Here is a 22,810-nt window from a genome sequence, read left to right as displayed (position 1 = left end):
GACCAGCCTATGCCGGGACGGGTGATCGGTCGACAGCGGGACGGCCCGCCCGGCGATCGGCCGGGCGGGCCGTAGCGGCCGCTCAGGCCCAGGGGTCGGTGAAGGAGCGGCCGGGGACGGGCTTGGCGACCAGGGCGATGGCGGTGAAGAAGTTGACCTGGCCGATGGCGAGCATGAGCGTGGTCAGCGCCGTGTCGTCGTAGTGCCCGGCGACCTCGGCGTACAGCGCGTCCGACACCCGCTCGCCGTGCGGGTTGGGCTGGAGGACGGCCTCGACCAGGGCGAGCGCGGCGCGCTCCGGGGCGGTGAACCAGGGGGAGTCCGGCCAGCCGGCCACCGAGGAGATCCGCTCCTCCGACTCGCCGGCCCTGCGGAGGAAGCCGCTGTGCAGGACGGTCAGGTAGGTGCTGCCGGCGATCTGGCCGGCCCGCAGCTGGACCAGGCTGATGGTGCTGCGGGGGACGGACCGGTTGCCGGTGGCCTTGAACAGTGCGGCCGAGACCTCGGCGAGCTCGGGGACGAGCTGCACCGGGTCCTGGGCCATGCGCGGGCGCAGCGGGACCTCGGCGGTGATCGGACGGGCGTTCATCGTGGTGTTCCTCTTCTCGCGGATGAGCGGATGAGCGGATGAGCGGGTGACCGCTCGACCGGGTGGACCGTGCGGCCACCCGCTCACCGGTCCGACGGATCGCGGCGCGGCTTTGTGACAGCGCGGCCCGCCCGCAGCCCGAGGACGCAGCCGACGGCCACCAGACCGGCCATCGCGAGCAGCGGCGCCGCCCAGGACCCGCTCACGGTGTGGAGCGCGGAGGCGAGCGCGGGGCCGGTGGCGGCGAGCAGGTAGCCCCAGGTCTGGGCCATGGTGGAGAGCGCGGCGACGTGGTCCGGGTCGGTGCCCCGACGGGCGAACAGGACGGCGGCGAGCGCCTGTCCGCCGCCCATGCCGATGCCGAGGACGGCGGCCCAGAGCGGCGCCCCGCCGGCCGGGGTGAGCACCAGGCCGAGCAGGCCGAGGACGCAGACGGCCGCCACGCCCAGGATGTGCGGCCGCTGGTCGCTCCGGGCGGCGGCCAGGGTCGGGGCGAGGAAGCCGCCGACGGCGAGGCCGAGGATCAGCACGGCCTGGTCGGTGCCGGCGGTGGTCCGGCTCAGGCCCGCGTCGACCAGGACGGTGGGCAGCCAGGCCAGCGTCGCGTAGAAGACCAGGGTCTGGACGCCGAAGAAGGCCGTCAGGCTCCAGGCGAGCGCCGTCCGCCCGATCCGGCGGCGCCCCGCGGGTGCGACGGGCCCGGCCGGCGTCCGCGCGACCCGCAGCTGCGGCGCCAGGCCGGCCGCCGCCAGGGCCGCCGGGACGACGGCGATCGCGATCGCGGCCTGCCAGGACCAGGTGCCCGCGACCGGCGCGACCAGCGCGGCGACGACCGCCGAACCGGCGCCCATGGACAGCGCGTAGACGCCCGTCATGGTGCCGATCCGCCGGGGCGCGAAGCGGGCCCGGACGAACACCGGGATCAGCACGTTCACCACCGCCACCGCGACGCCCACCAGCACCGTGCCCGCGTACAGCCCGGGCAGGCCCGCCGTCCGCAGCACCGCCCCGGCCAGCAGCAGCACGCTCGCCCAGAACAGCCCGCGCTCCTCGCCGAGCCGCCGCCGGGCCAGGGCGCCGAGCGGGGCGAACAGGCCCATGCACAGCGGCGGCAGGAGGGCGAGCAGGGTCACGGTGCCCGGGCCCCAGCCGGCGACCGGCGCGAGCGGCCCGATCTGTCCGAACGCGACCCGGGTGTTGAGGCTGAGCAGGACGAAACCGAGGACGAGCAGGGCCCCGGCGGTCCGTGGGGTGCGGGAGGGGGCGGGTGCGGTGGTGGTCGCAGTGGCCGACGCGGTGGTGGCCGTCGGGTCGGTGAGCGGCATGGGGAGCAAGCCCTTCGCTTCGATGAGAGGTTAGGCTTGCCTAAGCGTTCTCGCTCAAGCGTGCTTGAGCGCAACCCGGTCCCGGCGCACCCGGTCGAGCCCAACTCGGCCTGGGCGCAACCCCGAAGGAGGCGGCGGCGGATGGCGGAGCTCCACTCGATCACCGAGGTCTCGGCGGCCTTCGGCCTCTCGGTGCCCGCCCTGCGCTACTACGAGGAGTGCGGCCTGATCGCCCCCGCCGCCCGCCGCGGCCGGGTCCGCTACTACGACCGGGAGTCGCTGGAGCGCCTCGCCCTGGTCCAGCTCTGGCACGTGGACGGGATGATCCCGGTCAGCGGGACCGCCGCCGTCCTGGCCAGCGAGCGGGCGGCCGACCGCACTGCGCTGCTGCACGCCCAGCGGGACGGGATGCTCGAGCGCGCCCGCCGGCTGGAGCACGCCGCGGCCGTCCTCACCCACATGCTGCTGTGCAGTCGGGACCGCCCGCTCGACTGCCCGACCACCCGGGCCCACATCAGTGCCCGGGTCGACGCCGCCCTGGCCGGCGAGGAGCTCTCCGACGGCTTCCTGCCCGCCCGGCCGGACGGCCCGCGGTCGGAGCACCCGCGGTCGGGCAGCGCCACACCGTAGGAAGGCCTCAGCCCAGCACCGCCGGCGTCGGCCCGTCCGGCCGTACGGTGATGCTGTACGCCGCCCCCGTCGGCCGCGAGCGGAACGTCAACGGCCCCATCGGCAGCAGGAGTTCCAGCAGTGCCGTGGTCTCGCGCAGCGCGAACCGGGTGCCCAGGCAGGCGCGGGCACCGAGGCCGAACGGGAAGTAGGCGCCGAGCTGCCCGGGGCGGTCCGCGCCGTGGGCGAAGCGGGCGGGGTCGAAGCGTTCCGGGTCCGGCCAGAGTGCCGGGTCGCGGTGGGTGAGGTACGGGCAGACCAGCACGTCCGTCCCGGCGGCGATGCGGTGCCCGGCGATGACGTCGTCCTCGACGGCGTGCCGGGGGAGCAGCCAGGCGGAGGGGTAGAGCCGCAGCGTCTCGCTCACCAGCGCCTGCGGATCGGCCGTCCGGGCCTCGGGGTGGCGGTCGAGCAGCAGGAAGAGCCAGGTGAGCGTGGTGGCCGTGGTCTCGTGGCCGGCGACGAGCAGGGTGACCAGCTCGTCGCGGATCAACCGGTCGGTGTACCCGGGGTCCTGCTCGCCCGCGTCGAGCAGCACCCGGAGCACGCCGGGCTCCTCGGTCGGGCCGGCCGAGCGCGCCGCGTCGATCGCCGCGTGCGCCACCGCGTCGATCCGGGCGAGGTCCTCGGCGACCGCGTCCCGGGCGTCCGCCGCGTTGGTGGGCAGAGTCGGCATCGCGGCCACCACCCGTTCCACCGACCGGAGTTCGCGGTCCGTCCGGTCGTCCAGCGGCAGCCCGGTGAGCGCCCGCCAGACGGTGTCCAGGGCGAAGCCGCGCATCTCCTCGCCGACGTCGAAGGCCGCCCCGCTGCGCCGGTACCCCTCCCAGCGCTCGGCGGTGCGGCGCGCCGCCGCGGCGATCGGCCGCTCGTAGCGGCGCATCCCGGTGCCGGTGAACTGCGCCTGCAGCACCCGCCGTTGGCGCTTCCAGGGGTCGCCGGTGGCGGACAGCACGCCGTCCCCGACCAGCATCCGGGCGCGGTGCGAGCGCTTGACGTACCGGTCCGGGTGGTGGCCCAGGACGTGCTGCACGGCGGCCGGGTCGGTGACCAGGACGGTCGGTGTCGGGCCGAGCCGGAAGGCGGCGACGCCGCCGACACCGCGCTGGGTCCGGGCCAGCAGGTCGACGAGCTCGGCCTCCTCGGCCCGCCACCGCTCGACGACCTCCGCGGCCAGCTCCGGTACCGGACGGGTCTCGGTGCTCACAGGTCGTGTCCTTCCGCTCTGCTGACGGTTCGTCGGTTGCGGTCCGACTCTATGCCAGCGCGCGGCCCGTCCGGGCTGCGCCGAACGGCTGGCCGACCCGGCCGGGGGCGGCGCGGCGGCCCGATCGGCCGTACCCGCACGGGTACGGTGCGGCGGGGCCGACCGGCCCCTGCTCGCCGCGCGGATGGGAGAACGCATGCCTGGGACCCGGCACTTCGGAGGCGGCGGGATCCGAACGGGAAGGCCTGCCGGCGCGGGCCGGTGGCTGGCGGCCGCCCTGCTCGTCCCGGTCCTCGCGGCCTGCGGCGGCGGTGGCGGATCCGGGTCGGCCGGCGCCGCCCGGAACGGCCAGAGCAGCGGCTCGGGCCTGCCGGACGACCAGCGGACCAAGGACGAGGGGGACCAGGGCGGGTTCCGAACCGCGGGCGAGCCCTCGGCGAGCGTCCAGGGCATCGACAATAGGGCCCGGATCCGCCTGTCCTTCCCGTCGAAGACCAGTTTCACGGCCGTGATCAGCAAGGTCGCCGAGTGCGGCAGCACGTCGTACGCCACCCCCGCCTCGCAGCAGGTGCAAGTGACCGACGGCAAGACCGAGCTGGTCGATTTCCGGCTCCCGCAGTGGAAGCCCGGGACCAAGGACCGGACCGTCTGCCTCACGGTGACGGCCGACGACTCCTCCAAGCGGATCGAGGCCGCGGGCTCGGTGGTCGTCGTCAGCCCCGACGACGGGGCGACCACTGGCAACGGCGCGACCCCGAGTTACGGGTCGAGCCCGTCCAGCGGCGCCGGGAGCACCCCCTGAGACCTGCCGAGGAGGAACCCCCGGACGGGCAGCGGCAGCCGCAGCCGCGCTCCTGGGCCGACTGGCTCACCAGGCTCGCCACCTGGATCGCCCCGACCACCCTCCTCACCGCGTTGCTCTTCTTCTTCGGCTACGCCTACACCAGTTCGCTCTACGCCTTCTTCGGCATCGACGCCGGCACGATCGGCTTCGCCACCCAGGACCTGCTGATCCGCAGTTCCCCCGCGCTCTACCTCCCGGCCGGGGTCGCCCTGTGCGGGGCGCTGGTCGGCGCGCTGGGCTACCACCTCGCGACCAGGGCGGCCGGGAAGGGCGGGGCCGGCGCCCGGACGGTGCGCCGGGCCTGTTGGGCGGTCGCCGCACTGGTCGTCCCGCTGCTGGTGCTCGGCCTCCTGGCCGGCTTCGAGGTGTTCGACGCCGGCCCGCTGGGCACCCCGCTGCTGATCGGCGGCGCGCTGCTGCTCGGGGTCCTGGCCCGGATGATGTACGTGCGCGGCACCGGCGCACCGTACCCGCTGACCGGGGAGCGGGCGGCGCTGGGCGTCAGCGTGGCGATCATCGTGCTCTGCTCGTACTGGGCGGTCGGCGACTACGCCCAGCAGAAGGGGACGGCCGACGCCGAGGACCTCGCCCACCACCTCTACCGGCGCCCGGCGGTCGTCCTGGACACCCCCGAACGCCTCCACCTGGGGTGGCCCGGGGTGTGGGAGACGGCGCTGCCGGACGTGGACCAGGGCGCGCGGTTCCGCTACCGCTACGAGGGGCTGCGGCTGCTGGCCCTCTCCGGCGGCCGGATGTTCCTGGTCCCGCGGACCTGGACCTGGGAGACCGGCAACGGGCTGATCCTCCCGTTCGACGCCACCGTCCGGGTCGCCTTCCATCCCGGCTGAGCCCGCTGCGCGGGCTCCGCGCGACCCCCGCCCCGCGCACGGCTGCGCCGCGGTCCGTCCCCCTCGACGGACCGCGGCGCAGCGGCTTCACCGGGCGTCAGCGCACCCCGGTCACACGGCCTGCCAGAGCGCCGGGACGATCGGCGGCTCCCAGCCGACCTGGGCGGTGTGGCCCTGGAGGCAGCGGTAGCTGACCCCGTTGTAGGTCACCACGTCGCCCGCCTGGTAGGTGGTGCCGGGCGCCCAGGTGCCACCCGGGTTCGGCGAGTCGTTGCCCACCACCAGGGAGAAGCTGGTGCTGTGGGTGGCCGAGCCGGTCCCGGTCAGGGTGATGGTGTAGGTGCCGGTGGCGGTCGAGGCGGCGGTGGCGACGGTGAGCGTCGCCGAGCCGCCGGACTGCACCGAGGACGGGTTGAAGGAGACGGTCACGCCGGCCGGGGCGCCCGAGGCGGTCAGGTTGACCGTCTGGGCCGAGCCGGAGGTGGTCGAGGTGGCGACCGTCGCCGTGGTGGTGTCACCGGGCTTGACGGTGGCGGTGGTCGGGTTCACCGAGAGGGAGAAGTCGTTGGCGGGCGCGGTGCCGCCGACCGAGGTCTTCCAGATGGTGTACGCCACGCCGTCGGCGTTGCGGTTCAGCACCGTCGCGTCGACGTTGCTGGTGGTGTCGCAGGACGAGTGGTAGCAGGAGTCGTAGGAACGGCCCGCCGTGCCGCCCCACTTGGCCGCCTGCGCCGAGGTCTTGGTGGCGTCGGCGCCGGCCGCGTAGCCCGAGGTCGGGATGCCGGCCTGCTGGAAGGAGTAGTCGTCCGAGCGGCCCTGGCCCTCGACGTTCTCCTCCGGCTTGAGGTTCAGCGAGTCCCAGTAGGCCTTCATCGGGGCCGACGCCGCGGAGTTGATGTTGTTGATGAAGTAGCCGGCGTTGGGCGAGCCGACCATGTCGAAGTTGTAGTACGCCTTGATCGCGGAGCGCTGGGCGGAGCTCAGCTGGCCGACGTAGGACTGCGAGCCCTGGAGGCCCTGCTCCTCACCGGTCCACCAGCCGAACCGGACGTGCCGGGTCAGGCTGGGGTTCTGCTGGGCGAGCACGAGCGCGTTCTCCAGCAGGACGGCCGAGCCGGAGCCGTTGTCGTTGATGCCGGGGCCGGCCGAGACGCTGTCCAGGTGGGCGCCGAACATGGTGACCTGGTCGGACGGGCCGCCGGGCCAGTCGGCGATCAGGTTGTTGGACTGGTAGCTGCAGGAGGTGCAGGTCTGCTCGGTGACGTTGTAGCCGGCCGCCTGCAGCTTGGCCTTGATGTACGCGATCGACTGGCTGTGCCCGGCGCTGCCCGCCCGGCGGTGGCCGCCGTTCTGGTTGGCGATGGTGTTCAGCTGGGACAGGTGGGCCTGGACCTTGGCGACGTCGATGTCGGGCGCGGGCCCGCCGGGGTTGCCCCCGCCGCCGACCGTCAGGCCGTACTGGGCGGTGTGGGTGGTGGCGCCGGCGGTGCCGGTGACGGTGATCTGGTAGGTCCCGGCCACGGCCGCCGCGGAGGCGGACAGGGTCAGGGTGGACGAGGAACCGGCCTGCACCGACGAGGGGTTGAAGCTCGCGGTGACGCCCGCCGGGAGGCCGGAGGCGGTGAGGCCGACGGTCTGCGCGGTGCCGGAGGTGACGGCGGTGCTCACCGTCGACGAGGTCGAGGCGCCGGGCTGGACGGAGCCGGACGCCGGGCCGAGCGACAGCGAGAAGTCGTTGTTGCCGGACGGCGTGCAGGTGGGGTCGCCGCTCTGGGCGGGGACGCTGACGGCGTCCCAGGCGGCCTTGGTGCGGTTGAAGAAGGCGCAGGTGGCGTCGAGGCTCTTGGCGGCGGTCAGGGTGGCCGTGCGGTAGCGCTTGTAGGTCATGCCGCTGGTCTTGAGGAGCATGCCGCCGTAGAAGACCCGGCCGGCGTCCTTGATGCCGATGCCGGTGACGGAGGAGTTGTTGCAGGTGGGGCTGGTGGGCTTGCCGCCGCCCGGGTTGGAGCCCTCGGCCAGCAGGTAGAACCAGTGGTTCAGCGGGCCGGCCGCCGCGTGCTCCTCGGTCTGCGGGATCGACGCCGAGTAGCAGTTCGGGTCGTTGTTGACGAGCGAGGGGTTGTACATGTTGCGGATCGGGCCCTGGCCGACCAGGTTGATCATCTCGCCGACGGTGTAGTCCGGGGAGTCGTACGGGGCGGGCTCGTTGGCGTACGACTCGGTCAGCGCGCCCATGATGTCGCCGGTGGCCTCGCCCAGGCCGGACTCGTTGTTGGCGCCGCCGGGGGTGTACTGGTCGATGCCGTGGCCGAACTCGTGGCCGACCACGTCGATCGCCGCGATCCACTCGTTGGCCTGGCTGTGGCCGATGGATATCGTGCTGCCGTCCCAGTAGGCGTTGACGTCGTTGAGGCCGACCTTGACCGGCCAGCTGCCGCCGTTGCCGTTGTGCCCGTTGCGACCGAGCCAGTCGCGGAGCATGTCCCATTCCTTCTGGGCCGCGAACATCGCGTCGCCGCAGCCGGTCTCCTTGCTGGAGGCGCTGCCGGTGCCCCAGGAGTCGCTGGACTTGGAGAAGACCTGCCCGGTGCTGTAGTCGGAACACGACAGGCCGGGCCGGTTCGGGTCGCGCAGCGAGTACGAGCCGCCCGAGCTCGTGGTGCTGATGGTGACGGGCGCGGGGCCGTTCCACTTGCTGTTGATGGTGCCCGCACGGACGTCGTCGTAGCTGTCGAGCACCTCGCCGGTGGCCGCGTCCACGAAGACGTGCAGGGTGCTGGGCGCCGACGCGGTGCGGCCCTTGAGGACGGTCTCCCAGGCGAGCCGGCCGGTGCCGTCCTTGACCCGGACGACCAGGCGGGGGGAGTCCGCCGAGTCCACGGTGGCCAGTTTCGTCCGGGCGGTCTTCTCCGCGTCCGCCGCGCTGACCTGCGGGGTGGTCGAGCCGCCGACCGGTCCGGTGGCGGCGGACTGCAGGGCGCGGACCTTGCCCTGGGAGTCGGCGAGGACGACCGCGTCGCCGCCGACCACCGGCAGGCCGTGGTAGCTGCGCTCGTACGAGACGGAGTAGAGGCCGCCGAGCCAGGGGGTGACGGTCTTGCGCTCGTAGGTCTCGCCCGGGCCCTTGGCCAGCGCGTCCAGCCCGGCGTTCGCGGCCGCGTCGGCGGCGTTGACGGCGGCGGCCAGGGCGCTCGGCGGCGCCGAGGAGGGAGAGGGGGTGGGCGCGGCGGTGGCCGGGCCCGCGGCGGCGGCGATCATGCCGGCCAGCACGGTCAGGGTGGTCGCCGTGGTCAGCAACCTGCCTGCGGTGACTCTGCGTTGCATCGAGGCTCCTCGCATGTGGGGGTCCTCGACCGCGGACGGCAGGGGCTGGTGGCACACCGCGGGGCCGTATCAGGGGGACGGCCGTGCGGGCCGTCCGCGCTCGGGTGCCCGAACCCTCACACGACGTCATGCCCAGGTCAATGCCCGGTGCGCGCGGGGCAAGGGGTTGGCAAATTCCGTCAAGCCCGTCGGTCCGGCTTTGCGTCAAGCTGGGCTTTTCTTCAAGTGGTTGAGACCACCTCATGTACGAGGCGGGTGGCCATCGAGTACCGTCCTCCTGATCCGAGTCGTCGGAATCACTGGAATCGTCGACAGGCCCGGCGGCCGGCCGGGGACGACGCGCCCGGGGAGGCAGCCGTGCAGCGGAACCGTGTGGCCCCTGCGGCGGCGGTGCCGGCACCGCCGACCGGCCGGGGGCAGGACGCCTGGCGGGAGTTCGGCGCCCGGCTGCGGCACTGGCGGCGCCGGGCGGGCCTCACCCAGGCGCAGCTCGGCGCCGGGATCGGCTACGACCACACCGCGGTCAGCAAGATCGAGCACGGCGCCCGCCGGGTCACCCCCAGGGTCGCCGACCGGATCGACGACCTCCTCGGCGCCGCAGGGGAGTTGAGCGCCGCCTGTCAGCGCGCCGAGAACGCCGAACTGTGCGACCCGGACGCCATCTCGCCCGCCCTGCTCCGGCCCCCGCTGCCGGGCGGCGCACCGTCCGGCCCGTCCGCCCCACCCCCGCCCCCGGCGCCCGCTCCGCCGCGGCTTCCGGACTACGGGCTGCTCTGTCCGCTGCACGGCGCCGAGGGCTGCGCCGTCCCCGAGCCCGGGGAACTCGCCGCCCTGCACGCCGAGTTCTGCTCCGCCGAGGCGCTCGCCGACCCGGCCGCCGCCCGCCCGCTGGACGCCGTCACCGCACACGCCCTGACCGGCCTGCTCGCCGCCCGCCTGCGCTCCGGCGAGACCGGCGACCGCCCGGTCCTGGTCGCCGCCGTCGAGCGCACCCTGCGCGCGGTGCTCGCCAGGCTCGCCACCGCCCCCGCCGGGCAGCGCGGCCCGCTGGTCCGGCTGGCCGCCGAGCACGCCCACGCGGCCGGCGCGCTGCGGATGCAGGACGGCCGCAACGCCACCGCGATGGCCTGCTACGACCGCGCCCTCACCTGGGCCGGGCTGGCCGCGGACCGGGCCACCCAGGTCGGCACGCTCAGCGACATGAGCATCCTGGCCCGGCTGGACGGCGACCCGGTCGCCGCCCTCGGCTACGCCCGCGAGATCGAACGGGCCGCCCCGGACCGGCACTGGGCCGGTGCGATGGGCCGGATCAGCCGGGCCCGGGCGCACGCGCTCACCGGCGACGTGCGGGCGACCGTCCGGCAGATCGACCTGGCCCGGTCGCACCTGGACCACATCGGCGCGGAGGACGAGGTCGACGTGCCCTGGCTCTCCATCGCCTCGATGCGGATGCGGGTCGAGTCCGCCGCGGCCGCCGCGCTGCGCGACCTCGCCGCCGCCACCGACGACCCCCGGCTGGCCCGCCGGGCGCTGGACGCCACCGAGACCGCCCTCGGCCTGCTCGGTCCGGACCAACTGCCCTCCAGCCGTCTGCTCTTCATCGTCCGCGCGGCCGACTGCCACGTCTGCGCGCACGACCCGGCGACGGCCGTCGACCTGCTCGGCCCCGCCCTGGAGGCGACCGGCGCGACCGCGCTGCCCGCGCTGGTCGAGTACGAACTGCGCGGTCTGCGCGACCGTCTCGCGGCGCACGCGCCCCGTGCCGCACACCGATGGGCGGAGCCGGCCCGCTCCTGACCCGGGGGCGCTCCTGGAGTCGCGGCGCCGGCCGTGGGATATGGCCGGATCGGTAGCCGCGCGCGGCGGCGCAGAAGGGGCGCACATCAGCGCTCGAAGATCTGCACGACTGTTGTCACACACCGTCAAGTCCCGCTTCTTCTCGACAATGCGCCCCCTTCGCGCCGCACAGACGTCAACTTCGTGCGCGTATAGTCCGCCGATCGGGTCATTCATGGAGTTAACACGTCGAATGACTGTCACGGCGCGCGTCGCCCGCTAGAGTCTCTGACGTTTCCAGTCGTTAGTCCGCGAAGAACGGGGGGCGCGTGCTGTCAGCCATTGCCCGCCGGCTCGCCCATCCGCTGCTGCTCCTGGGTGTGCTGTGCACGGCCGTCGCGACCCTGCACTTCCGCTGGGGGCCGGACCGGGTCTCCCCGCTCTTCCTGATCGCCGTCCTCGTCTACCTGGCGGTGCTGGAACGGGTGATCCCGTACCGGACCGACTGGCATCCGAGCCGACGTGAACTCGGCTGGTACAGCGTCTACTTCGCGCTGAGCATGGTCGGCGGCGCACTGGCCCAGGGGCTGGTGGCGACGCTGGTGCAGGTGCTCGGCCCGGCCCACCCGGCGCTGCCGTTCGCGGTGGAGATCCCACTCGCGCTGCTGGTCGGCTCGCTCGGCGACTACCTCGTGCACCGCTGGTCCCACCGCAACAGGTGGCTCTGGCGGCTGCACGGGGTGCACCACGTCCCGGACAAGGTGAACGTCGCGAACAACGGCGTGAATCATTTCCTGGACGTGTTCGTCGCGCAGTCCGTGGTGCAACTGTCGCTGGCGCTGATCGGATTCTCGGCGGATTCAGTGTTCGTGGTCGGAATATTCGTCCTGGCTCAGGGGTATTTCGTCCACGCCAACATCGAAGTCCGCATCGGTCCGCTCGGCCACGTCCTGGCCGGGCCGGAACTCCACCGCCTGCACCACAGCACCGACCTCGCCGAAGCCGGCCACTACGCCTCCGACCTCTCGCTCTGGGACCACGTGTTCGGGAGCTTCACCTGGCGGCCCGGCCGAGTGCCGAAGGCCGTCGGCCTCACCGACCCGGCCGCGTTCCCCGCCACCGGCGAACTCGGCGCCACCCTGCTGCACCCCTGGCGCCGGGCGAAGACCACCGAGCAGTCCGTCTGACACCCGGCCCGAGCGGCCGCTCCCACCTGCCCGTGTCCCCGGCGCCACGCCATCACCACCCCGGATTGGATCATGACCTCCTCGCCCTTCGCCGTGCCCCGCGAACGCATCGCGATCACCGGTATCGGCTGCCGCCTGCCGGGACACGCCAACGACCACCGGTCCTACTGGCGCAACCTGATCGAGGGCCGGGACTGTCTCACCGAGACGCCCGCCGACCGCTACGACACCGGCACCCTGGGCAGCAGGGACCGGGCCAAGCCGGGGCGGCTGATCGGCGGCCGGGGCGGCTACATCGACGGCTTCGACACCTTCGACCCGGACTTCTTCGGGATCAGCCCGCGCGAGGCCGAACACATGGACCCGCAGCAGCGCAAGCTCCTGGAGGTCAGCTGGGAGGCCCTGGAGGACGGCGGCCTGCGCCCCGGCGAGCTGGCCGGCCGGGAGGTCGGCGTCTACATGGGCGCCTTCACCCTCGACTGGAAGATCCTCCAGTTCGCCGACCTCGACTTCGCCACCATCGCGGCGCACACCGCCACCGGCACCATGATGACGATGGTGTCCAACCGGATCTCGCACTGCTTCGACTTCCGCGGGCCGAGCGTCTCGATCGACACCGCGTGCAGCTCCTCGCTGGTCGCGGTCCACCTCGCCTGCCAGAGCCTGCTCCGCGGCGAGACCGAACTCGCCCTGGCCGGCGGCGCGTTGCTGCACATGGCGCCGCAGTACACGATCGCCGAGACCAAGGGCGGCTTCCTCTCCGCGGACGGCCGCTCGCGCGCCTTCGACGCCTCCGCGGACGGCTACGTCCGGGCCGAGGGCGTCGGCGTGGTCGTGCTCAAGCGGCTCTCCGACGCGCTGCGCGACGGGGACCCGGTGCACGCCGTCATCCTCGGCACCGGCGTCAACCAGGACGGCCGCACCAACGGCATCACCGTCCCCAGCGCGGACGCCCAGGTCACCCTGATCGAGCGGGTCTGCGCCGAGGCCGGGGTGCTGCCCGGCAGCCTCCAGTACGTCGAGGCGCACGGCACCTCCACCCCGGTCGGCGACCCGATCGAGGCCGCCGCCCTCGGCCGGGTGCTCGGCGTCGGCCGCCGCGCCGGGGACCGCTGCTACGTCGGCTCGGTCAAGACCAACATCGGGCACACCGAGGCGGCGGCCGGCGTCGCCGGGCTGATCAAGACCGCGCTCGCGATCAAGCACCGCCGCATCCCGCCGCACCTCAACCTGGAGCGGCCCAACCCCGGCATCGACCTCGACGCGCTGCCGTTCGAGATCCCGACCGCTCCGGTGGACTGGCCCGAGCACCGGGGCCCGGCCCGGGCCGGCGTCAACTCCTTCGGCTTCGGCGGCACCAACGCCCACGTCCTGCTGGAGGAGCCGCCGCGGCCCGGGCCCGCCGCACCGGTGGCCGAGCCGGCCCGCACGGTGCTGCCGCTGAGCACCAAGGACGCCGCCGGACTGCCCGAACTGGCCGCCGCCGTACGGCAGGAGCTCGCCGGCGGGACGCCCCTCGCCGACCTCGGCCACACCCTGGCGCACCGCCGCCAGCACCTGCCCCAGCGGCTCGGAGTGGTCTACTCCACCCGGGAGGACCTGGACGAGGCGCTGGCCGCGTACGAGCGCGGCGAGGAGCACCCGCGGGTGGTCCAGGGCCACGCCCGGGAGCGCCGGCAGCGCCGGCTGGCCTGGGTGTTCACCGGCATGGGCCCGCAGTGGTGGGGCATGGGCCGGGGGCTGTACGAGCACGAGCCGGTCTACCGGGAGGCCGTGCGGGCCGTCGACCGGGAGATCCGCGCGCAGGCCGGCTGGTCGCTGCTGACCGAGCTGGACCGCGACGAGGCGGACTCCCGGATGGCCGAGACCTGGCTGGCCCAGCCCGCCAACTTCGCCGTCCAGGTGGGGCTTTCGGCGCTCTGGCGGAGCCACGGCCTGCGCCCCGACGCGGTGGTCGGCCACAGCACCGGCGAGGTCGCCGCCTTCCACGAGGCCGGGGTCTACGACCTGGCCGACGCCGTCCGGGTGGTGCTCGCCCGCAGCCGGCTCCAGCAGCGCCTGGCCGGCACCGGCACCATGCTCGCGGTCGGTCTGCCGGAGGCCGAGGCGGAGCGCCGGATCCGCCCGTACCGCTCCCAGATCTCGCTCGGCGCGGTCAACAGCCCCTCCGCGGTGACCCTGGCCGGGGACGCCGAGGCCCTCGGCGAACTGGCCGAGGAGCTGCGCCAGCAGGGCGTCTTCGCCCGCCTGCTGGACGTCGAAGTCCCGTATCACAGCGTGCGGATGGACCCGATCCGGGGCGAGCTGGTGGCCGCGCTCGCCGCCATCAAGCCCCAGGCGGCCCGGCTGCCGCTCTACCTCACCGCCCGCGAGGGGCTCGCCCGCGGGCCGGAGCTGGACGGCGAGTACTGGTGGCAGAACGTCCGCAACCCGGTTCGCTTCCGGGCCGCCGTCGAGCGGATGGCCGAGGACGGGCACGGACTGTTCCTGGAGCTCGGCCCGCACCCGGTGCTCGGCCACGCGATCCGCGAGTGCGCGGAGCAGGCGCACACCCTGCCGTCGATCCGCCGGCAGCAGGACGAGCCCGAGCGCCTCGCCCGCAGCCTCGCCGAACTGCACACCCTCGGCGTCGAGTTGAGCTGGGACGCGCTGCACCCGGCCGGCCGCCCGGTGCCGTTGCCGGCCTACCCGTGGCGGCGCGACCGGTACTGGGTGGAGCCCAAGCCGGTCGAGCAGGTCCGGCTCGGGCGGCTGGACCACCCGCTGCTCGGCCGCCGCACCGCGAGTGCCCAGCCCGGCTGGACCGGCACCCTCGACCCCGAGCGGCTGCCCTACCTGACCGACCACCGGATCGAGGGCCAGGTGGTCTTCCCGGCCGCCGGGTACCTGGAGATGGCCGCCCAGGCCGTCCGCACCCTGACCGGCGGCACCGAGGTGACGCTGGCCGAGATCGAGCTGAACCGGGCGCTGTTCCTCTCCGAGACCGAGCCCGTCCCCGTCCAGCTCGGCTACGCGCCGGAGGACGCCCGCTTCACCATCGCCTCCACCCCGGCCGGCGGCGAGCCGACCGTGCACGCGGGCGGCCGGGTCCGCACCGGCCAGCGCCGCTCCTACGGCCCCGCACCGGACCTGGACGCCCTGCGCGCCCGGGGGCGGCACCTGGACGGCCCGGACTGCTACCGGCAGCTGGCCGAGCGCGGCTACGACTACGGCCCGGCCTTCCAGGCCATCGCCGAGGTGTGGGCGGGCCCCGGCGAGGCGCTGGCCCGGATCCGACCGACCACCCAGCTCGGCCCGGACGCGGCCGACCACCACCTCCACCCGGTGCTGCTGGACGGCTGCTTCCAGACCCTGCTCACCACCCGGCTGGCGGTGCCCGAGGGCGGCAGCGTCCGGCTCCCCGTCTCGATCGCGGAGGTCCGGCTCGACGCGATCGGCGACCGCCCGCTCTGGGTGCACGCCACCGTGACCCGGGACAGCGGCGAGGAACTCGTCGGCGACCTCGCGCTCTACACCGAGGACGGCACCCCGGTCGGCCGGGTCACCGGCTTCCGGGTCGCCGACGTCGCCCAGGCCCCGGCCTCCGTCGGGCTGTCCACCATCGACGGCTGGCTCACCGAGGTCGACTGGGTGGCCGCCGCCGAGGCGCCCCTCGACGAGACCCCCGGCGACCTGCTGCTCTTCGCCGACGAGGGCGGCCTCGGCGACCGCCTGGCGGCCCTGGCCGCCGGGCGCGGCGCCCGCTGCCACCTGGTCCGGCCCGGAGACGAGTACCGGCACGGTGAGGGGCACTCGACCGTCCGGCCCGACTCCGCCGAGGACGTCCGGCGGCTGCTCGCCGACCTCGACCCAGCCTTCGGCACCGTCGTCCACCTCTGGAACCTCGACCAGCCCGCGCTGGCCGCCACCACCGCCGACCGGCTCGGCCCGCTCGCGACCCTCGGCGCCTACTCCCTGATCACCCTCGCCCAGGCCCTGCCCGCCGCCCGCCCGGACGGCCGGCTGCACATCGTCACCCGGGGCACCCAGCCCGCCGCCCCCGGCGACCGGGTCGAACCGCTCGGCGCCCCTGCCTGGGGCATCGGCCGGGTGCTGTGGCAGCAGGAGCTGGTCGCCCAGCGCGGCACCCTGATCGACCTCGACCCGGCCGTCGACGCCGCCGAGCAGGCCGAGGCGCTGCTCGCCGAACTCGCGGCCCGGGACGAGCAGGAGATCGCGCTGCGGGCCGGCGGCCGGCTCACCAGCCGGCTGCGGCAGGCCGAGGGCCTCACCCGCCCGCTGCCGCCGGTCCTCCGCCCCGACGGCAGCTACCTGGTCACCGGCGCCTTCGGCGCGCTCGGCCGATTGCTCTGCCGCACCCTCGTACGGCGCGGCGCCCGGCGGCTGATCCTGGTCGGCCGCACCGCCCTGCCGGAGCGCTCGGAGTGGGCGTACACCGACCCGGACACCCCCGTCGGCGAGCGGATCGCCTTCCTGCGCGAACTCCAGGCGCTCGGCGCCGAACCGCTGCTCGCCCCGGTCGACGTCACCGACGAGGCCGCCCTCGCGGGCTGGCTCGCCGACTACCGGCAGCGCCAACTCCCGCCGATCCGTGGCGTGTTCCACCTCGCCGGGCAGGTCAAGGACACCCTGCTGGCCCAGATGGACCGTCCGGCCTTCGACGCCGGCTACGGCCCCAAGGTGGTCGGCGGCCACCTGCTGCACCGGCTGCTGAGCGACGAACCGCTCGACCACTTCGTGCTGTTCGCCTCCGTCGCCTCGCTGCTCACCACCGCCGGACAGACCAACTACGCGGCGGGCAACGCCTTCCTGGACGCCCTGGCCCACCACCGCAGGGCCGAGGGGCTGCCCGGGCTCAGCCTGGACTGGGGCCCGTGGGCCACCGGCATGATCGAGGAGCTGGGCCTGGTCGCCCACTACCGCGACGCCCGCGGCATGAGCTCGCTGCCGCCGGACGCCGGAACGGCCGTCCTGGAGCGCGTCCTCGGCCAGGACCGCGCCCAGCTGCTGGTCGCCACCGTGGTCGACTGGCCGACCTTCCTCGCCTGGTACCCGGCGCCGCCGCCGCTGGTCGCCGACCTCGCGGCGAGCGCCGCCGAGCAGGCCCCGGCCGAGACCGGCGGCTTCCTGGACGCCTACCGCGCGGCCGACCCGCAGGCCCGCCGGGAGCTGGTGGCAGAGCGGCTGACCGCCGCCGCCGCGGCCGTGCTGCGGATCGCCGCCGAACGGATCGACGCCGACACGAGACTCGGCGCGCACGGCCTGGACTCGCTGCTCGCCATGGAGCTGCGCGCCCGGGTGCACGGCGAACTGGGCGTCGCCCTGCCGGTGGTGGCCCTGCTCAGCAACGGCAGCCTCGGCGACCTGGTCGACCTGCTCACCGAGGGCCTGGCCGAGCGGCTCGCCGCCGCCGGCGGCCCGGCCGAGGCCGAGGTGGAGCTGTACGCCGACGAGTCCCGCTTCCCGCTCACCCACAACCAGCAGGCGCTCTGGTTCCTGCGCCTGCTGCACCCGGACGGCTTCGCGTACAACATCGGCGGCGCCGTGGAGGTCCGCGCGGAGCTCGACCCGGAGCTGATGTTCGGGGCCTTCCGGTTCCTGGTCGCCCGGCACCCCGAGCTGCGCGCCGCCTTCACCGCCGAGGAGGGCCGCCCGGTCCAGCGCATCCGGGAGGAGGTCGAGGCCGACACCGGGCTGTTCGACGTCGAGGGCCGGCCGTGGGAGGAGATCCACGACCTGATCGTCCGCGAGTACCGGCGGCCGTACGACCTCGCCGAGGACCCGCTGGTCCGGCTGCGGCTGTTCCGGCGCGGGCCGGACCGCTGGGTGCTGATGAAGGCCGTCCACCACATCGTCTCGGACGCGATCTCCACCTTCACCTTCATCGAGGAGCTGTTCGAGGTCTACGAGGCGCTGCGCCAGGGCCGTACCCCGGAGCTGCCCCCGGTGCCCGCCCGCTACCTGGACTTCCTCAACCGCCAGAACCGCTTCCTGGCCGGGCCCGAGGCCCGGCGGATGCTCGACTACTGGCGCGGCCACCTGCCGGCCGAGATGCCGGTGCTGGCGCTGCCCACCGACAAGCCGCGCCCGGCCGTGCAGACCCACAACGGCGCCTCCGAGTTCTTCCAGCTGGACGCCGAACTCACCGCCCGGGTACACGAGTTGGCCCGTGTCAACGGCGCCACCCCGTTCATGGTGCTGCTCAGTGCCTATTACCTGCTGCTGCACCGCTGGTCCGGGCAGCCGGACATCGTGGTCGGCAGCCCGGTCACCGGCCGCACCCAGGAGGAGTTCGCCTCGGTCTACGGCTACTTCGTCAACCCGCTGCCGCTGCACGTGAGCCTGGCCGGGGAGCCGACCGTGGCCGACCTGCTGGCCCGGGTGCGGGAGAGCGTGCTCGGCGGGCTGGACAACCAGGAGTACCCCTTCCCGCTGCTGGTCGAGCAGTTGGGGCTCCAGCACGACCCGAGCCGCTCCGCGGTGTTCCAGGCGATGTTCATCCTGCTCACCCACAAGGTCGCCGTGGAGCGCTTCGGCTACCGCCTGGAGTACATCGAACTCCCGGAGGAGGAAGGCCAGTTCGACCTCACGCTGTCCGCTTACGAGGACCGCGCGGACGGCTGCTTCCACTGCGTCTTCAAGTACAACTCCGACCTCTTCGAGCCCGCCACCGTCCAGCGGCTGGCCGCGCACTACCGCAACCTGCTGGACGCCATGACCCGCGCCGCCGAGGGCGAGCCGGTCGGGCGGCTGCGGATGCTGGGCGAGGCCGAACGGCGGGAGATCCTCACCGGCTTCAGCGGCGCCGAGCGCCGGATCGAGCACGACACCCCGGTGCCGGAGCTGATCGCCAAGGCCGCCGCCGAGCGGCCGGAGGCGGTCGCGGTGGTCGCGCCCGGCCGGGACGGCGTCCGCCGGCTGACCTACGGCGAACTGGACCGGCAGTCCCAGCGCACCGCCGTACGGCTGCGCGAACTCGGCGTCGGCGAGGGCTCGGTGGTCGCGGTCTGCCTGGACAAGTCGCCCGAGCTGATCAGCACCCTGCTGGCGATCTGGCGGGCCGGCGCCGCCTACCTGCCGCTCGACCCCGGGCACCCGGCCGACCGGCTCGCCCACCAGGTCACGGACGCCGGAGCGGCGCTGGTGGTGGTCGACCAGCGGCGCCCGCTCCCGGCCGACCTGCCCGCCACACCGGTCACCCTGGAGGAGCTGGACCGGCCCGTGCTGGGGGGCGCCGTACCGCTGCCCGCCGCCGACCCGGACCGGGCCGCCTACCTGATCCACACCTCGGGCTCCACCGGCCGTCCGAAGGGGGTCCGGGTCGACCACCGCAACCTGGCCGCCGTCACCGCCGGCTGGCGCGCCGAGTACCGGCTGGACACCGAGGTCCGGGTGCACCTCCAGATGGCCGGCACCGCCTTCGACGTCTTCTCCGGCGACCTCGCCCGGGCGCTCAGCACCGGCGGCACCCTCGTCCTGGTCGACCGCGAGCTGCTCTTCGACACCGCCCGGCTGTACCGGGTGATGCGCGAGGAGGCCGTGGACGGCGGCGAGTTCGTGCCCGCCGTGGCCCGCGCGCTGCTGGCCCACTGCGAGCGCGAGGGCCTGCCGCTGGACTTCCTGCGGCTGCTGATCGTCGGCTCCGACTCCTGGAAGGCCGCCGAGCACCAGCGGGTGCGCGCCCTGTGCGGCCCGCGGACCCGGCTGGTCAACTCCTACGGGCTGACCGAGGCCAGCGTCGACAGCACCTACTACGAGGGCGCCACCGACCGGCTGGAACCCGGCCGGATGGTGCCGATCGGCCGCCCGTTCCCGAACAGCGCCGTGTACGTCCTGGACCCGTACGGCGAGCCCGTCCCGGTCGGCGTGCCCGGCGAACTGTGGATCGGCGGCGCGGGCGTCGCGGCCGGCTACCCCAACGACCCGGAGCAGACCGCCCGGCGCTTCGTCACCCTGGACCTCGACGGCACGCCCGCGCGGCTCTACCGCACCGGCGACCTCGGCCACTGGGACGCCGCGGGCACGGTGCACCTGCTCGGCCGGATCGACAACCAGGTCAAGGTCCGCGGCCACCGGATCGAGCTGGGCGAGATCGAGGCCCACCTCACCGCCCGCCCGGAACTCGCCCAGGCCTGCGTGGCCGTCCGCCAGGATGCCCGGGGCGAGGCCGTCCTCGCCGCCTACGTGGTGCCCGCCGAGGGCACCGTGCTGGACCGCCGCGAACTGCGCCGCCACCTGGCCGAGCACCTGCCCACCGTGATGATCCCCTCCTACCTCACCGAACTGCCCGCCCTGCCGCTCACCCCGAACGGCAAGGTCGACCTCGCGGCCCTGCCCGAGCCCAAGGCCGACACCGCCGGGGCCCAGCACGAACCGCCCGTCACGCTCTACGAGACCAGCGTCGCCGAGCACTGGCGGAACCTGCTCGGCCTGGACGAAGTCGGCCTCCAGCACGACTTCTTCGAACTCGGCGGCAGCTCGATCCGGCTCATCGAGCTGATCCACCACCTCCAGAGCGAGTTCAACATCAGCATCCCGGTCGGCCTGCTGTTCAAGGTCACCACCCTGCACGGCATGGCCCGCACCGTCGAGCAGATCATCACCGGCGAGGTGGCCGGCGGCGAGCCCTACCTCTGGTTCAACGCCGGGGCGCCCGAGGAGCACACGGTCTTCTGCTTCCCGCCGGCCGGCGGCCACGGGCTGGTCTACCGGCAGCTCGCCGCGCACCTGCCGGAACACCGGATCGCCTCCTTCAACTACCTGACCGGCGACGACAAGATCGCCCGCTACGCGGACCTGGCCGAGGAGCTGCACGCCGCCGGGCCGTACGTCCTGCTCGGCTACTCGCTCGGCGGCAACCTCGCCTTCGAGGTGGCCAAGGAGCTGGAGCGGCGCGGACGCACGGTGGCCTCGGTGCTGATGGTGGACGCCTACCGGGTCACCGAGGCCTTCGACCTCGGCGAGGAGCACCTTGCCGTCTTCGAACGCGAACTCCACGAGCACCTGCACCGCCACACCGGCTCGCGGATCGTCGCCCAGGAGACCCTCGAACAGGCCAGGGACTACCTGGAGTTCAGCAGCCGGACGCCCAACACCGGAACGGTCAGGGCCCAGTTGGACGTGGTCTGCGAGCGCGACCGGCTCTCCGTGCACGTGGGCGGCGAACCGGGCTCCTGGCACGGCGCCTCCACCACGGGCACCGCGGTGTACGTCGGGCACGGCGCCCACGCCGAGATGCTCGACGGGGACTTCGCCGCCCGCAACGCCGAACTGGCGGGCGCCATCCTGGCCGGGGGCACCGCCGATGGCCGCGGCTGACCGCGGGCCGGACTGGTCCGGCAGGGAGCGGGCCGCCGGCGGCCCGCCCCGGGTGATCGTGATCGGGGCCGGCCTGGCCGGCCTCGCCACCGGCTGCTACGCGCAGATGAGCGGCCTGGAGACCCGGATCTTCGAGAAGCACGTGCTGCCCGGCGGCTGCTGCACCGCGTGGTCCCGGCACGGCTATCTGTTCGACTACTGCATCGACTGGCTGATCGGCACCGCCGAGGGCACCGGCGCGCACCAGGTCTGGAGCGAACTCGGCGCCCTGGACGGCAAGTCGGTGACCCGCTTCGACACCTTCAACCGGGTGGTCGACGAACACGGCCGGGCCGTCACCTTCTACGGCGACCCGGACCGGCTCGAGGCCCACCTGCTGGCCCTCGCACCCGGCGACGCCAAGCCGATCCGGGCCTTCTGCCGCGACCTGCGCCGCTACGCCGCGATGGAGCTGCCCTGGGAGCTCACCCCGCCGCCGCTGCGCACCACGGCGGAACGGCTGCGCACCCTGCGCGCTGTCCTGCCCGCGTTCCGGCTGTTCTGGCGCACCGCCACCACCCCGATGAGCGGCTTCGCCGAGCGCTTCCAGGACCCGCTGCTGCGGCGGGCCTTCCCCAACATGTTCCTCCAGGAACCCGAGGGCTTCCCGCTGCTGCCGTACCTCTACACCCTGGCGGCCGCCCACAACGGCAACGCGGGCTTCCCGCAGGGCGGTTCGCTCGGGCTGGCGCGCTCGGTCGAGGAGCGCTACACCTCGCTCGGCGGGGTGATCGGCTACCGCTGCCGGGTCGAGCGCGTCCTGATCGAGGACGGGCGCGCGATCGGGGTGGAACTCAAGGACGGCACCCGGCACTTCGCCGACCACGTGGTGGCCGCCTGCGACGGCCCGACGGTGCTCGAACGGCTGCTGGAGGGCCGCTACTCCAGCCCCGCCACCGAGAAGCTGTACGGCGAACTACTCGACAAGCCGGGCAACCTGTACCCGGCCGTGGTCTCCGCCTTCGTCGGCATCGACGGACCGCTGCCCGAGGGCGAGCCGCACAGCACCACCTACCTGCTGACGCCCGAGGACGGCGAGCGGCTGCCCGGCTCGCTCCAGCGCAGCCTGGTGGTGCAGCTGCGGTCCTCCTACGCGGACGGCTTCGCGCCACCCGGCAAGTCGGTGCTGCACTGCACCTACTTCAGCGACTACCGCTCCTGGAAGGACCTGCGGACCGGCGACCGCCGGGCCTACCGGGCGCGCAAGCAGGAAGTCGCCTCGTTCGTCCGGGAGTTCCTGGAGCGGACGTACCCCGGGCTCGGCGGCCGGATCGAACTCGTGGACGTGGCCTCGCCGGTGACCACCGAGCGGTTCACCGGCAACACCTACGGCAGCATCCTCGCCTGGCAGGCCTTCTCCGAGGCCGAGGACGCCGCCAACCGGCTGGTCAACAAGGACCGGATGCGGCTGCCCGGGCTGAGCGGCTTCTCCATGGCGGGCCAGTGGACCGCGCTCGGCGGGCTGATCCGGGCCGCCACCAGCGGACGGTTCGCCGCGCAGTACCTCTGCCGGGAGCTCGGCCAGCCGTTCCGGGCCTGGCCCAGCGACAACCGGGAACCCTGGCACGCGGGCAAGTGGGGCCGCCTGCCGCAACTCGACCGCGCCACCGTGGGAGCGCCGGACGTGGGAGTGCCGGAGGCAGGCGTGGCGGAAGTGGGTGTGGCGGAGTGAGCGGGACGACGA

General features: G+C 74.2%; 11 protein-coding genes. 7 read left to right on the top strand and 4 right to left on the bottom strand.

The features are described from left to right. Nucleotides 1-82: 82 nt before the first annotated feature. Nucleotides 83-589: a carboxymuconolactone decarboxylase family protein gene (locus tag ACLWS4_RS19105; RefSeq protein ID WP_380781399.1), complete on the bottom strand. Its 507-nt coding sequence runs from the start codon at nt 587-589 to the stop codon at nt 83-85. A gap of 83 nt (nt 590-672) precedes the next feature. After that, nucleotides 673-1,914 carry a CynX/NimT family MFS transporter gene (locus tag ACLWS4_RS19100; RefSeq protein WP_416874718.1) on the bottom strand — a complete coding sequence of 414 codons (1,242 nt, stop codon included), beginning with the start codon at nt 1,912-1,914 and terminating at the stop codon, nt 673-675. A 141-nt stretch (nt 1,915-2,055) separates the two neighbouring features. Here ACLWS4_RS19100 and ACLWS4_RS19095 point away from each other — a divergent pair, with 141 nt between their 5' ends. Next, nucleotides 2,056-2,544: a MerR family transcriptional regulator gene (locus ACLWS4_RS19095; RefSeq protein ID WP_416874717.1), complete on the top strand. Its 489-nt coding sequence runs from the start codon at nt 2,056-2,058 to the stop codon at nt 2,542-2,544. 7 nt (nt 2,545-2,551) lie between these two features. Here ACLWS4_RS19095 and ACLWS4_RS19090 read toward each other — a convergent pair whose 3' ends face one another. Beyond that, a complete protein-coding gene (locus ACLWS4_RS19090; RefSeq protein ID WP_416874716.1) occupies nt 2,552-3,790 on the bottom strand; it encodes a cytochrome P450 in 1,239 nt (412 codons plus the stop codon). A gap of 196 nt (nt 3,791-3,986) precedes the next feature. On the opposite strand from ACLWS4_RS19090, the gene ACLWS4_RS19085 reads away from it, so the two are divergent. Next, entirely contained in the window at nt 3,987-4,592 is a 606-nt protein-coding gene (locus tag ACLWS4_RS19085) for a hypothetical protein (protein WP_416874715.1), read from the top strand. 113 nt (nt 4,593-4,705) lie between these two features. Next, nucleotides 4,706-5,482 carry a hypothetical protein gene (locus tag ACLWS4_RS19080; RefSeq protein WP_387830285.1) on the top strand — a complete coding sequence of 259 codons (777 nt, stop codon included), beginning with the start codon at nt 4,706-4,708 and terminating at the stop codon, nt 5,480-5,482. Nucleotides 5,483-5,593: 111 nt separating this feature from the next. On the opposite strand, the gene ACLWS4_RS19075 is transcribed toward ACLWS4_RS19080, so the two are convergent. Continuing rightward, a complete protein-coding gene (locus ACLWS4_RS19075; RefSeq protein WP_416874714.1) occupies nt 5,594-8,806 on the bottom strand; it encodes a M28 family peptidase in 3,213 nt (1,070 codons plus the stop codon). Between the two features lie 357 nt (nt 8,807-9,163). On the opposite strand from ACLWS4_RS19075, the gene ACLWS4_RS19070 reads away from it, so the two are divergent. The 4 genes from ACLWS4_RS19070 to ACLWS4_RS19055 all read left to right on the top strand — a co-directional run bounded on the left by ACLWS4_RS19070 (nt 9,164) and on the right by ACLWS4_RS19055 (nt 22,798). Then, a complete protein-coding gene (locus tag ACLWS4_RS19070) occupies nt 9,164-10,603 on the top strand; it encodes a helix-turn-helix domain-containing protein (RefSeq protein WP_416874713.1) in 1,440 nt (479 codons plus the stop codon). 308 nt (nt 10,604-10,911) lie between these two features. After that, nucleotides 10,912-11,769 carry a sterol desaturase family protein gene (locus ACLWS4_RS19065; protein ID WP_234348325.1) on the top strand — a complete coding sequence of 286 codons (858 nt, stop codon included), beginning with the start codon at nt 10,912-10,914 and terminating at the stop codon, nt 11,767-11,769. Between the two features lie 72 nt (nt 11,770-11,841). Next, nucleotides 11,842-21,087 (top strand): amino acid adenylation domain-containing protein, encoded by a 9,246-nt coding sequence (locus ACLWS4_RS19060; RefSeq protein ID WP_416874712.1) that lies wholly within the window; start codon nt 11,842-11,844, stop codon nt 21,085-21,087. Then, a complete protein-coding gene (locus ACLWS4_RS19055; RefSeq protein ID WP_416874711.1) occupies nt 21,074-22,798 on the top strand; it encodes a phytoene desaturase family protein in 1,725 nt (574 codons plus the stop codon). Before ACLWS4_RS19060 ends, ACLWS4_RS19055 begins: the two co-directional genes overlap by 14 nt. Nucleotides 22,799-22,810: the final 12 nt, after the last annotated feature.

It is taken from the genome of Kitasatospora sp. SC0581 (assembly GCF_048159585.1).
GTDB lineage: Bacteria > Actinomycetota > Actinomycetes > Streptomycetales > Streptomycetaceae > Kitasatospora.
Note: the sequence above shows the minus strand (reverse complement) of the source record. Positions and strands in the feature narration are given on the sequence as shown.

Bases quoted from the DNA above. Each gene is read 5' to 3' on its own strand.
- ACLWS4_RS19055 (WP_416874711.1), top strand. From the start codon at position 21,074: ATGGCCGCGGCTGACCGCGGGCCGGACTGGTCCGGCAGGGAGCGGGCC.
- ACLWS4_RS19100 (WP_416874718.1), bottom strand. From the start codon at position 1,914: ATGCCGCTCACCGACCCGACGGCCACCACCGCGTCGGCCACTGCGACC.
- ACLWS4_RS19060 (WP_416874712.1), top strand. From the start codon at position 11,842: ATGACCTCCTCGCCCTTCGCCGTGCCCCGCGAACGCATCGCGATCACC.
- ACLWS4_RS19105 (WP_380781399.1), bottom strand. From the start codon at position 589: ATGAACGCCCGTCCGATCACCGCCGAGGTCCCGCTGCGCCCGCGCATG.
- ACLWS4_RS19075 (WP_416874714.1), bottom strand. From the start codon at position 8,806: ATGCAACGCAGAGTCACCGCAGGCAGGTTGCTGACCACGGCGACCACC.
- ACLWS4_RS19085 (WP_416874715.1), top strand. From the start codon at position 3,987: ATGCCTGGGACCCGGCACTTCGGAGGCGGCGGGATCCGAACGGGAAGG.
- ACLWS4_RS19095 (WP_416874717.1), top strand. From the start codon at position 2,056: ATGGCGGAGCTCCACTCGATCACCGAGGTCTCGGCGGCCTTCGGCCTC.